This window comes from Pseudomonas sp. GW821-FHT03C07 (assembly GCF_059420925.1).
The window spans coordinates 326,428-339,042 of record NZ_JBWKUQ010000002.1; the positions used below are offsets into that span (position 1 = coordinate 326,428).

General features: G+C 61.8%; 10 protein-coding genes. 6 read left to right on the forward strand and 4 right to left on the reverse strand.

Annotated elements, in window-relative coordinates; all coding sequences use genetic code 11:
• Both AC07VG_RS04750 and AC07VG_RS04755 read left to right on the forward strand, forming a co-directional pair.
• Nucleotides 1-1,149 (forward strand): pyridoxal phosphate-dependent aminotransferase, encoded by a 1,149-nt coding sequence (locus AC07VG_RS04750; RefSeq protein WP_495000733.1) that lies wholly within the window; start codon nucleotides 1-3, stop codon nucleotides 1,147-1,149.
• Nucleotides 1,137-1,931: an amidohydrolase gene (locus AC07VG_RS04755; RefSeq protein WP_495000734.1), complete on the forward strand. Its 795-nt coding sequence runs from the start codon at nucleotides 1,137-1,139 to the stop codon at nucleotides 1,929-1,931. Before AC07VG_RS04750 ends, AC07VG_RS04755 begins: the two co-directional genes overlap by 13 nt.
• Nucleotides 1,932-2,109: 178 nt before the next feature.
• Here the strand turns inward: AC07VG_RS04755 and leuA are convergent, their stop codons facing one another.
• The 4 genes from leuA to AC07VG_RS04775 all read right to left on the reverse strand — a co-directional run bounded on the left by leuA (nucleotide 2,110) and on the right by AC07VG_RS04775 (nucleotide 7,594).
• Nucleotides 2,110-3,792, reverse strand: a complete 1,683-nt coding sequence (leuA, locus tag AC07VG_RS04760) for a 2-isopropylmalate synthase (protein ID WP_495020580.1) — start codon at nucleotides 3,790-3,792, stop codon at nucleotides 2,110-2,112.
• 495 nt (nucleotides 3,793-4,287) lie between these two features.
• Nucleotides 4,288-5,109 carry a peptidoglycan DD-metalloendopeptidase family protein gene (locus AC07VG_RS04765; protein ID WP_495000736.1) on the reverse strand — a complete coding sequence of 274 codons (822 nt, stop codon included), beginning with the start codon at nucleotides 5,107-5,109 and terminating at the stop codon, nucleotides 4,288-4,290.
• Nucleotides 5,110-5,127: 18 nt separating this feature from the next.
• Nucleotides 5,128-6,507, reverse strand: coding sequence for an exodeoxyribonuclease VII large subunit (gene xseA, locus AC07VG_RS04770; protein WP_495000737.1), 1,380 nt, complete (start codon nucleotides 6,505-6,507; stop codon nucleotides 5,128-5,130).
• 187 nt (nucleotides 6,508-6,694) lie between these two features.
• Nucleotides 6,695-7,594, reverse strand: coding sequence for a LysR family transcriptional regulator (locus AC07VG_RS04775; RefSeq protein ID WP_495000738.1), 900 nt, complete (start codon nucleotides 7,592-7,594; stop codon nucleotides 6,695-6,697).
• A 100-nt stretch (nucleotides 7,595-7,694) separates the two neighbouring features.
• Between AC07VG_RS04775 and AC07VG_RS04780 the strand changes: the two genes are divergently transcribed.
• From AC07VG_RS04780 to guaA, 4 genes are all read left to right on the forward strand, one after another.
• Nucleotides 7,695-8,462 carry a sulfite exporter TauE/SafE family protein gene (locus tag AC07VG_RS04780; RefSeq protein WP_495020581.1) on the forward strand — a complete coding sequence of 256 codons (768 nt, stop codon included), beginning with the start codon at nucleotides 7,695-7,697 and terminating at the stop codon, nucleotides 8,460-8,462.
• 54 nt (nucleotides 8,463-8,516) lie between these two features.
• Complete coding sequence (locus AC07VG_RS04785) at nucleotides 8,517-9,065, forward strand: sugar ABC transporter ATPase (RefSeq protein ID WP_495020582.1); 549 nt, start codon at nucleotides 8,517-8,519, stop codon at nucleotides 9,063-9,065.
• 82 nt (nucleotides 9,066-9,147) lie between these two features.
• The gene (gene guaB / locus AC07VG_RS04790) at nucleotides 9,148-10,617 is read left to right on the forward strand and encodes an IMP dehydrogenase (RefSeq protein ID WP_495000741.1); all 1,470 of its coding nucleotides are present in this window, start codon (nucleotides 9,148-9,150) and stop codon (nucleotides 10,615-10,617) included.
• Nucleotides 10,618-10,722: 105 nt separating this feature from the next.
• Complete coding sequence (gene guaA / locus AC07VG_RS04795; protein ID WP_248797115.1) at nucleotides 10,723-12,300, forward strand: glutamine-hydrolyzing GMP synthase; 1,578 nt, start codon at nucleotides 10,723-10,725, stop codon at nucleotides 12,298-12,300.
• Nucleotides 12,301-12,615: the final 315 nt, after the last annotated feature.

The window sequence follows — 12,615 nt, forward strand, 5'->3', positions numbered from 1 at the left end:
ATGATCAGCAGTAAGTTGCCGAATGTCGGCACCACCATCTTTACCCGTATGTCTGCGCTCGCGGTGGAAACCGGCGCGCTGAACCTGTCCCAGGGCTTCCCGGATTTCGAGGGGCCGCAGGCCCTGCGCGACGCCGTTGGCCGGCACGTCAACAACGGCCACAACCAGTATGCCCCGATGACCGGGCTGCCCGCCCTGCGCCAGCAGGTGGCGACGAAAATCTCCCGCAGTTACGGCGTGCATGTGAATGCCGATGCCGAGATCACCATCACCCCCGGCGCGACCCAGGCGATCTTCTGCGCGATCCAGGCGGTGATCCACCCCGGCGACGAAGTGATCGTCTTCGACCCCTGCTACGACAGCTATGAACCTTCGGTGGAATTGGCCGGCGGTCGTTGTGTGCATGTGCAGTTGGGCTTGAATGACTTCGCCATCGACTGGCAGAAGCTCACCGATGCGCTGAGCCCGCGCACCCGCATGATCATCCTCAACAGCCCGCACAACCCCAGCGGTGCACTGATCACTCATGCCGAGCTGGACCAGTTGGCGAAATTGATCGCCGATCGCGATATCTACCTGGTCAGCGATGAGGTCTACGAGCACCTGGTGTTCGACGGCGTACCCCATGCCAGCGTGCTGAGTCATGAGGCGCTGTATCAGCGCGCCTTTGTGGTCAGCTCGTTCGGCAAGACTTATCACGTCACCGGTTGGAAAACCGGTTATGTGGTGGCGCCGCCGGCCCTCACCGCCGAGCTGCGCAAGGTGCACCAGTACGTCAGCTTCTGCGGCGTGACGCCGTTGCAGTATGCGCTGGCCGATTTCATGGCGCTGCGTCCGGAGCATGTCGAGGAATTGCCGGCGTTCTATCAGGAGAAGCGCGACCTGTTCTGCGACCTGCTCGGCAAGTCGCGTTTCAGCTTCACCCGGGCCGCGGGGACGTACTTCCAACTGGTCGACTACTCGCAGATCCGCCCGGACCTGAACGACGTCGACATGGCCGTGTGGATGACCCGCGAGCATGGTGTGGCGAGTATTCCGGTGTCGGTGTTCTACCAGAACCCGCCGGAAGGGCAGCGCCTGGTACGGCTGTGTTTTGCCAAACGCGAGGAGACGCTGCGTGAGGCGGCGGAAAAACTATGCGTGATTTGACCGGCTTGCCGGACCTGACGGTCGCGTTGGTGCAGACCACTTTGGCCTGGCATGACCGCCAGGCCAACCTGGAGCATTTCGAAGGACTGCTGGAGCAGGCCGTGGGCGCTGATCTGGTGATCCTGCCGGAGATGTTCACCACTGGTTTCTCCATGGAGTCGCAGACCCTGGCCGAAGCCGAAAATGGCCCGACCAGTCATTGGCTGCGCGAGCAGGCGAAAAAACTCGATGCGGTGATCACCGGCAGCGTGATTGTCCGCGCCGCCGATGGCAGTCACCGCAATCGTCTGTTGTGGGCGCGGCCGGATGGCGAGCTGCTGCACTACGACAAGCGGCATCTGTTCCGCATGGCCGGTGAGCACAACCACTACACCCCGGGCGAGCGGCAGATGCAGTTCGAGCTCAAGGGCTGGCGGGTACGTCCGCTGATCTGCTATGACCTGCGTTTCCCGGTGTGGAGCCGTGATGCCCAAGACACCGACCTGCTGCTGTACACCGCCAACTGGCCGGGCGCACGACGGTTGCACTGGAACCGGTTGTTACCGGCACGGGCGATTGAAAACCTGTGTTATGTCGCGGCGGTGAATCGGATCGGCACCGATGGCAAGGGTTTCGCTTATACCGGCGACAGCCAGGTGCTGGACTTCCAGGGCGAGTCGCTGCTGGGCGCGGGGGAGGCCGATGGGGTGTTCCAGGTCACCTTGAGCGCGGCGGAACTGACGGCCTATCGGACGCGGTTTCCGGCTTACCTGGATGCTGACAGCTTCGAGTTGCATCAGTAACACCGCGTTATCGTTTATCGCCGGCAAGCCGGCTCCCACACGGGATTTGTGGCGTACGCAACTCCAGGAGTTGGCATGCTCTCCTGTGGGAGCCGGCTTGCCGGCGATGACGGACTCAAACGCACAAAAAAGGCCTCGGGGGTTCATACCACCGAGGCCTTTTTTTGTCAGCCGACGCTTACGCCGCCTTGCTGGTATCCACCTGGCTCAACGAGCGGTTCAGCGCACTGAACAGCGCCTTGAAGCTGGCGGTGGTGATGTTTTCATCGATCCCCACGCCGTGCACCGCACGTTCGCCGTTGACCCGCAGTTCGATATAAGCCGCGGCCTTGGCGTTGGTCCCGGCACCGATGGCGTGCTCGTTGTAGTCCATGATCTCCACCGGCAGCGGCAGACCGGCCACCAGCGCTTCCAGGGCGCCGTTGCCCTTGCCGCGCCAGTGCAGGTTGGTCTCGCCCTGGCCCTTGCCGGACACTTCCACTTCCACGGTGCTGTTGCCGTTCTCTTCCTGCAGGCGATGGCTGACCAGCGCATACGGAGTGTTGGCTTGCAGGTACTCGCTGTGCAGCAGGGCATGAATCTGCTGCGCGCTCATTTCCAGGCCAAGGCGGTCGGTTTCCCGCTGTACCACCTGGCTGAATTCGATTTGCATGCGCCGTGGCAGGCTGATGCCGTATTCCTGTTCCAGCAGGTAGGCGATGCCGCCCTTGCCCGACTGGCTGTTGACGCGGATCACCGCCTCGTAGCTGCGACCGATATCGGCCGGGTCGATCGGCAGGTACGGCACTTCCCACAGGGTGTCGGCTTGCTGCTGGGCGAAGCCCTTGCGGATCGCGTCCTGGTGGGAGCCGGAGAAGGCGGTGTGGACCAGGTCGCCGACATACGGGTGACGTGGGTGCACCGGAATCTGGTTGCACTCCTCGACGACCTTGCGCACGCCGTCGATATCGGAGAAGTCCAGCTGCGGGTCGAGCCCCTGGGTGTACATGTTCAGGGCCACGGTGACCAGGTCGACGTTACCGGTACGCTCGCCGTTGCCGAACAGGCAGCCTTCGACGCGGTCGGCGCCGGCCATCAGGCCCAGTTCGGTGGCGGCCACGCCGGTGCCACGGTCGTTGTGGGTGTGCAGGCTGATGATCACGCTGTCACGACGGTTGATATGACGACCGAACCACTCGATCTGGTCGGCATAGATGTTCGGGGTGGCGCACTCGACCGTGGCCGGCAGGTTGAGGATCACCTTGTGCTCGGGCGTCGGGTTCCAGACGTCGATCACCGCGTCACAGACTTCCTTGGCGAACTCCAGCTCGGTGGCGCTGAAGGTTTCCGGGGAGTATTCGAACTGCCACTGGGTTTCCGGTTGCTGAGCGGCATATTTGACGAACAGCTTGGCGGCGTTGACCGCGATGGCCTTGATCCCGTCCTTGTCCTGGTTGAAGACAATGCGGCGGAAGGACGGCGAGGTGGCGTTGTACAGGTGAACGATGGCTTTTTTCGCCCCGCGCAGCGATTCGAAGGTACGTGCGATCAAGTCTTCACGGCCCTGGGTCAGCACCTGGATGGTGGTGTCCGCGGGGATGTGGTTGTCTTCGATCAGGGTCCGCACGAAGTCGAAGTCGGTTTGCGAGGCAGCCGGGAACGAGGCTTCGATTTCCTTCACGCCGACGCTGACCAGGGTTTTCCAGAAGCGCAGTTTCTTCACCGCGTCCATCGGTTCGATCAGCGACTGGTTGCCGTCGCGCAGGTCGGAGCTGCACCAGATCGGCGCGCTGGTGATGGTTTTCGACGGCCAGGTGCGGTCCGGGAGGTCAATGGTCGGGAACGCACGGTACTTCGAAGACGGGTCTTTGAGCATGCTCATGGGAATATTCCTTGGGGTCAGGGCCGAAAAAAGGCGGCCGGCCGGTGAAGCGTTATCAGGGAGAAAACCAGGGGCGAGGTCGGGCGATTCAGCCTGGCAGTCGTGCGCTGACGAGGCAGAGGCTGCGATGTTGACGTCGCTGGATGAGGGTGTGAGAAGTTTTCATGTCTTCAACCCTAACCACTGGGGTGAAAGATGGCAAGCCTGTGGGAAAAATTGAGAGAAATACTCAGAAAATCGACTTTTACGAGATTTTATTCTGCTTGATCGACTGAAAATCTAGAACAATTGCGCACTATTTTGGACCTGCGCAATCTTTGCCGCTGGGATGGTTGGCTGCAACATCGGTCGCCCAGACTGAACGAGGTCCTTGTAGGAGCGAGCTTGCTCGCGATGGACGTCAACGATAACGCGGGGGCACCTGATACCCAGTGGTGCCTGGACTACCATCGCGAGCAAGCTCGCCCCTACAGGGGGGCGGTGGTGTTCCGGGGATCAGGGTTGGAACGCGCCGATAAAGATCGCCGGATCGACCCGTGCGTCATTCAGGCTGACGTTCCAGTGCATATGGGGGCCGGTCGCCCGCCCTGTGGAGCCGACCTTGCCCACCACCGCACCACGGGCCAGTGACTGGCCCACCTGCACGTCGATCTTCGACATATGGCAGAACATGCTGATAAAGCCCTGGCCGTGGTCGACGAACACCGTATTGCCATTGAAGAAGTAATTGCCGATCAGAATCACCTTGCCCGCTGCCGGGGTCTTGATCGGCGTACCTGCTGGCACCGCGAAGTCCAGCCCGGCGTGTGGGTTGCGCTCCTCGCCGTTGAAGAACCGACGCACGCCGAAGCGGCTCGACAGTGGCCCGTTGACCGGCTTGTCCAACAGCAGGTTGCTCGGCGTACCGGGGCTGAAGCTGCGATAGGCCCGAATCTGCACCGCCAGTTCTTCATCGATGCGCTTGAGGTCGGCCGGGTTCGGGTTGACCTGGCGGGTGTTTTTCAAGGTGATGTGCTGTTCCGGGTATTTCTTGCTGGTAACGTTGAAACTCAGGTTGCGCCCCGCCGAGCTGATTTGCTGGCTGCCGGGTTTCACGCTGAGGGGAATCCCCACAATCGCCAGCCAGCTGTTCTGTTCCTTGACCACCAGCACCGGCTTGCCCTGGTAACTGGCCTTGGGCGCCTGGGCGTTTGCTCCGAGATCGACCACAGCCACGCCGCCGGGCACCGGTTTGTTCAGCAGGCGGGTGAGATAGCTGTCGGCGTGGGCGTTGAAGGCGAGGCCCAGCAACAGCAGGGCGGCAAGAAAACGGGGCATGCTCGGATCCCTTGAAAGTCAGTCCAGTAAAGAAAGGGTGACGGGCGTCAGGTGATTGTCCTCGACCCGAACCTGCAACTCCCCGTTACCAAGTTTCGCCTTGAGGCGTTGGCCGGTGTGGGTCTGCTCGGCACTGCGGATGGCCTGGCCGCGCTCGTCCAGCAAAATACTGTAGCCGCGGCCGAGGGTGGCCAGCGGACTGACCACATGCAGCGTCTGCATCTGGCTTTGTAGTTGCAGGCGCCGGGCCTTCAGGCCTTCGTGCATGGCCCGGGGCAGGCGCGAGGAGAGGCTGTCCAGGCGTTGGCGTAATAGTGCCAGTTGCCGCCCCGGATGTTGCCCGGCGAGACGGGTTTCCAGGCGGATCAGTTTTTCCCGGCGGGTATTGAGCTGGCGTTCGAACGCCCGGCGCATGCGCATATCCAGGTCATCCAGGCGCTGGGCCTGTTGGCGCAGGCGTTCACCGGGGTGGCGCAGGCGGCGGGCCAGGCCGTCGAGACGCAGGCGGTCGCGCATCAGGCGGTCTCGGATGCGCATCACCAAGCGGCGGTGCAGGCTCTCGATCCGGCGTTGCAGGTCGCTGGAGTCTGGAGCCAGCAGTTCGGCGGCGGCGGATGGGGTCGGGGCGCGGACGTCGGCGACAAAGTCGCTGATGGACACATCGGTTTCATGGCCGATGGCACTGACGATTGGCGTGACGCAGGCATCCACGGCTCGGGCCACGGCCTCTTCGTTGAAGCACCAGAGGTCTTCCAGCGAACCGCCGCCACGGGCCAGGATCAGCGCGTCGAAGCCCTTGGCATCGGCCAACTGCAACGCTCGGACGATTTGCGTGATGGCTTCGCGGCCCTGCACGGCGGTGGGGATCAGCGTCAGCTCGACCTGCGGTGCGCGGCGGCGGAACACGCTGATGATGTCGCGGATCACCGCGCCGGTGGGTGAGCTGATAATGCCGATGCGCTGCGGGTGGGCGGGGAGGGGGACCTTGCGTTCGGCGCTGAACAGGCCTTCGGCGCTGAGTTTTTCCTTCAATGCATCGAAGGCCAGGCGCAGGGCGCCATCACCGGCCGGCTCGACGGTATCGAGAATCAGCTGATAGTCGCCACGGCCTTCGAACAGCGAGACCTTGCCACGGACCTTGACCGCCAGGCCGTCCTTCAGCGCCTGACGCACTCGGGCGGCGTTCTGCCGGAACAGCGCGCAACGCACCTGGGCGCCGCTGTCCTTGAGGGTGAAATAGATATGGCCGGACGCCGGGCGGGCGAGGTTGGAGATTTCGCCTTCGACCCAGATATTGCTGAACACGTCTTCGAGCAACACTCGGGCGCGGCCGTTGAGCTGGCTGACAGTGAGGACTTCGCGGTCGAGGCCCAGGCGTGAAAAGGGATCTTTAATCATGGGCGGCATGATAAAGGCATTCGGTTGCCAATCTCTACGTTATGTCGTCGAACGCAGATTTTGTGTGCAACCTGGATCCAATGTGGGAGCAGAGCTTGCTCGCGAAGGCGGCCGTGAGGACGCTAAAAGCTTCGCGGGCAAGCTCCGCTCCCACATAAACCCTGCTCCTACAAGGTTCGTGGTGTTTTCAAGGGCGTTGGAGGTCTTCGCCGAACCGCTCGACAAACTGCGCCACCAGCGGTGTCGGGTCCTGGCGGCAGGCCAGGGCCAGGGTGCTCTGGCAATCCGGATCCTTGAGGGGCAGGAAATGGATATTCGTCGGGGCGATGTCCCGCATCGACTCGGGCAGCAGCGCGATACCGAATCCGGCCTGGATCAACTGCAACTGGGTGGTCTTGCGCGACACCACTCGCGCCGCCCGGGGAAAGAAACCCTGGCGCATGCACAATTCAGCCGAGAGATAACTCAAACCACCGCGCTGCGGATGGGGAATGGAAATAAAGGCTTCATCTTTCAGTCTCGCCAGGTCGACGGCCTCGGTCGAACCCGCCAGCGGATGATTCGGCGGTACCGCCAGCAGCAGGCGCTCGCTGAACAGCGGCAGGATCTGCACACCCTCGCGTTGGCGCAGTACCGGCAGGCGCAACAGGCCGATATCCAGCCGCCCCTCGGCGAGTTCTTCGAGCTGGGCTTCGGAGGACAGCTTGACGATATCCATCGACGCGCCCGGGCTCTGCGCCAGAAAATGACCGATCGCCCGCAGCAATCGACCGCTCATCGGCACCGTGCTGGAATGACTCAGGCGCAAGGTGCCCAGCTGCCCTTTACCCACCTGGGTCGCCAGTTCGCTGGCCTTGTTCAGTTCGCTCAGCAGATTGCGCGCCCGCGGATAAAAGGCCTCGCCGGCCGCGGTCAGCCTCGGCTGGCGCGCCGTACGTTCGAACAAGGGCGTCTGCAAATGGTTTTCCAGTTCCTTGATTTGCCGGCTCAAGGCCGACTGCGCGATAAACAGGCGTTCGGCAGCAGCGCTGAAACTGCCGGATTCGGCGATCTCGACGAAGTAGCGCAATTGGCGGGTGGAAATCACGAGTCATGCCTTTTCGAGATGGGTGTCGGGCTTTGAATATATTAGTCGCAAGGCTCGGCACTGGCTAAAGTCAATCGAACCCATTGTGGAAGTGTTCTTCATGAGTCTTGTTGCACTGTTGAACCAGTGGCCGTTCAGCGCCAACGATTGGCTGGTGGTGGAGCTGGGCGTGGCCCTGGCCTATATCGTCTTCGGCGTGGCGGGTTTCGGCACGGCGCTGCTGGCGGGGCCGATCCTGATCCTGTTTATGCCGCTGTCGAAAATCGTGCCCCTGCTGGTGCTGCTGGATTTTGTCGCGGCCTTTGGCAATCTGCTGCCTTCGCGCAAGGATGTGGCCAAACCCGAATTGCTGCGGTTGCTACCCTGCATGGCGGTGGGCTGCACCCTGGGGGTGATCTTCCTGTTGAATCTCAAGTCCGACATCCTGTTGCTGCTGATGGGTTTGTTTATCAGCGCCTATGCGGTCTACAGCCTGTTGGTGAAGGTGCGGCCGACGCAACTGGCCGCCGGGTGGGCGGTGCCCATGGGCACGGTGGGCGGGATGTTCGGCGCGCTGTTTGGCAGTGGCGGCTTTCTTTATGCGATCTACCTCAACAGCCGCTTGCCCAAGGACGCGGCCCGAGCCACGCAAAGTGCGCTGATCAGTTGCAGCACGGTGGTGCGTCTGTCGCTGTTCGTGATCGCCGGGGTCTATGCCGAGCTACCCTTATTGATGTTGGCGCTGTGTTTGCTGCCAGCGATGGCGCTGGGCCTCTGGATCGGCAGGCGTTTGACCCGCCGGCTGTCGCGTGAAGCCTTCGTGCGCCTGGTGACCTGGCTGGTGCTGGCCAGTGGGATTGCCCTGATCACCCGTTACTTCAGCACTTGACCTCGGGGTTTCAGGGATTAAGCTGCCGGGTCGCAAACGCTCCAGGCCGTACCCATGAATTCGCAAAGCATCATCGTCCCGAAGATTTCCACCTTGCCGGTCCACGAAGCCCGGGCCCGGGCCATCGTGCGCTGGCTGGTGCGCAAGAACATCATCGAGGAACAACTGAGCACCTGCGGGCGCACCGGCAACCGCATGGCCCACGCTATTGCCCCGGGCGCCGCCAGCGTGGTCCTGCACCCCGATGCATTGCCGTTCCACGAGCCGATCAACGGCCTGGAGATCGTCACCAAACGCTGCATCTATACCCCGGCCAAGGGCTTTCTCGAAGAGGCGGGTTGCGCCGAGTGCCGCAAGGAAGTTGGCGAGGCGTTGTTCGACAGCCTAGAAGACTGGATGCCGGGGCGCACCGAGAACTTCATCTGCCCGCTGTGCGGTCATGAAGACGATATCAACGGCTTTCTGTTCCTGCAGGAGTGCGCTTTTTCCAATCTGGGCTTTATCTTCAACAACTGGGCTGAAGCCGGCTTCAAGCAGAGTTTTCTCGACGAGTTCGCCGACTGGCTGGATCAGCCGGTAGCCTGGGTGAAAGTGCAGCTTTAAATAAGCCAAGGTTTACATTGAGCCCAGGGGTCCATCTGAGTATAATGGCGCGCTTCCATTTTCCCGCTCGGGAGCCCCCGCGATGCTGCGTATCAGCCAAGAAGCTCTGACCTTCGACGACATTCTCCTAGTGCCCGGTTATTCCGAGGTACTCCCTAACGAAGTCAGTCTCAAGACCCGCCTTACCCGTGGCATCGAGCTGAATATTCCGCTGGTTTCCGCCGCCATGGACACCGTGACCGAAGCCCGTCTGGCCATTGCCATGGCCCAGGAAGGCGGTATCGGCATCATCCACAAGAACATGACCATCGAGCAGCAAGCTGCCGAAGTGCGCAAGGTCAAGAAGTTCGAAGCCGGCGTGGTCAAGGACCCGATCACCATCGAGGCCGATGCCACGGTGCGTGAACTGCTCGAACTGACCCGCATGCACAACATCTCCGGCGTGCCGGTGCTGCATGACGGCGACCTGGTCGGTATCGTCACTTCCCGTGACGTGCGTTTTGAAACCCGCATGGATGTCCCGGTTCGTGAAGTGATGACGCCTAAAGAGCGCCTGGTCACGGTCCGCGAAGGCGCCAACAAGCACGAAGTCCGCGATTTGCTGCACAAGCACCGTCTGGAAAAAGTGCTGATCGTCGACGACAAGTTCGCCCTCAAGGGCATGATGACCGTCAAGGACATCGAAAAATCCAAGGCTTACCCGTTGGCCAGCAAGGACGACCAAGGTCGTCTGCGTGTCGGCGCCGCGGTCGGCACCGGTAAAGACACCGCTGATCGCGTGGCCGCACTGGTCAATGCCGGTGTCGACGTGGTGGTGGTCGACACCGCCCACGGTCACTCCAAAGGCGTGATCGACCGCGTTCGCTGGGTCAAGCAGAACTTCCCGGAAGTCCAGGTGATCGGCGGCAACATCGCCACCGGCGCGGCCGCCAAGGCCCTGGCCGAAGCGGGCGCGGATGCGGTCAAGGTCGGTATCGGCCCTGGCTCGATCTGCACTACCCGTATCGTTGCCGGTGTCGGCGTACCGCAAATCAGCGCCATCGCCAACGTCGCCGCCGCCCTTGAAGGCACCGGCGTACCCTTGATCGCCGACGGCGGTATCCGGTTCTCCGGTGACCTGTCCAAGGCCATCGTCGCCGGTGCTTCCTGCGTGATGATGGGCTCGATGTTCGCCGGTACCGAAGAGGCACCGGGCGAAATCGAACTGTTCCAGGGCCGTTCCTACAAGGCTTATCGCGGCATGGGTTCGCTGGGTGCGATGTCGCAGTCCCAGGGTTCCTCCGACCGCTACTTCCAGGACTCCTCCGCGGGTGCCGAGAAGCTGGTACCGGAAGGCATCGAAGGTCGTGTTCCCTACAAGGGCAGCCTGAGCGCCATCGTCCATCAACTGATGGGCGGCCTGCGTTCCTCGATGGGTTACACCGGCAGCGCCGACATCGAAGAAATGCGCACCAAGCCTGAATTCGTGCGTATCACCGGTGCCGGCATGGCCGAATCTCACGTTCACGACGTGCAGATCACCAAGGAAGCTCCAAACTATCGCGTAGGTTGATAGTGATCGCCTCCTGGCCGAGGTCGGGAGGCGATTGACGAATTTGAACCGGGGCTGTTGATGACAGCCCCGTGTTGTTTCTGATTTCACAGACGAGAATGACTCATGGCCCTCGACATTCACGCCCACCGCATCCTGATCCTCGACTTCGGTTCCCAGTACACCCAGCTGATCGCCCGCCGCGTGCGTGAAATCGGCGTGTACTGCGAACTGCATCCGTTCGACATGGACGATGAAGCGATTCGCGAATTCGCTCCCAAAGGCGTCATCCTCGCCGGCGGTCCCGAGTCCGTGCACGAAGCCGACAGCCCGCGCTGCCCGCAAGCCGTGTTTGACCTGGGGGTTCCAGTCTTCGGTATCTGCTACGGCATGCAGACCATGGCCGAGCAGTTGGGTGGCAAGGTCGAAGGTTCCGAGTTGCGTGAGTTCGGTTACGCCCGTGTCGATGTGGTCGGCAAGAGCCGCCTGCTGGATGGCATCGAAGACCACGTCGACGCCGACGGCCTGTTCGGCCTCGACGTCTGGATGAGCCACGGTGACAAGGTCACCCGGATGCCGGCCGACTTCCATGTCCTGGCCAGCACCCCGAGCTGCCCGATTGCCGGCATGTTCAACGACGACCTGCGTTACTACGGCGTGCAGTTCCACCCGGAAGTGACCCACACCAAGCAGGGCGGTCGGATCCTGTCGCGTTTCATCCTCGACATCTGCGGCTGCGAAGCGCTGTGGACGCCGTCGAAGATCGCTGAAGACGCCATCGCCAACATCCGTGCCCAGGTCGGCACCGACAACGTCCTCCTGGGCCTGTCCGGCGGTGTGGACTCCTCGGTGGTTGCGGCACTGCTGCACAAGGCCATCGGCGACCAACTGACCTGCGTCTTCGTCGACAACGGCCTGCTGCGCTTGCACGAAGGCGAGCAAGTGATGGCCATGTTCGCCGAGAACATGGGCGTCAAGGTGATCCGCGCCAACGCCGAGGATCAGTTCCTGAACAACCTGGCTGGCGAGTCCGATCCAGAGAAGAAGCGCAAGATCATCGGCCGCACCTTTATCGACGTGTTCGATGCCGAGTCGTGCAAGCTGGACAACATCAAGTACCTGGCCCAGGGCACCATCTACCCGGACGTGATCGAGTCGGCTGGCGCGAAAAGCGGCAAGGCCCATGTGATCAAGTCCCACCACAACGTCGGTGGCCTGCCGGAAGAGATGAACCTCAAGCTGGTCGAGCCGCTGCGTGAGCTGTTCAAGGACGAGGTCCGTCGTCTTGGCCTGGAACTCGGCCTGCCGTACGACATGGTCTACCGTCACCCGTTCCCGGGCCCGGGCCTGGGTGTGCGGATCCTCGGTGAAGTGAAGAAGGAATACGCCGACCTGCTGCGGCGCGCCGACCATATCTTCATCGAAGAACTGCGCAAGGCCGACTGGTATCACAAGGTCAGCCAGGCGTTCGTGGTGTTCCAGCCGGTGAAATCGGTCGGTGTGGTCGGTGACGGCCGGCGTTACGCCTGGGTCGTGGCCCTGCGTGCGGTGGAAACCATCGACTTCATGACCGCCCGTTGGGCGCACCTGCCTTACGAGCTGCTGGAAACCGTCAGCGGCCGGATCATCAACGAGATCGAAGGCATCTCCCGCGTCACCTACGACGTGTCGAGCAAGCCGCCGGCGACGATTGAGTGGGAATGATGGCTTCATCCTCGCGTCAGCGGGGTGAAGAATAGGCGCTTTAGCCCAATGCCAGTCAGTCACGCTGACTGGCATTTTCATTTGTGCTCGGATGCTTCGGGGATTCAAGTCTGATGGTCTTTGGAGGCATCACACTCCGACACAATTGCACTCATTACTCTGATCGCCTGGTGAGCTGATAGGCGCTTATAGTCTGTGCTTCGCTGCTAAATCAGCGAACGGATTTCGCAGTCCGTACACATTCTAACCAGCAGCGCCGCAAGCCTGTTGTTGGCGTTTTCTCTCGCCTCCAATAAGCTTCCATGGCGACTGTGC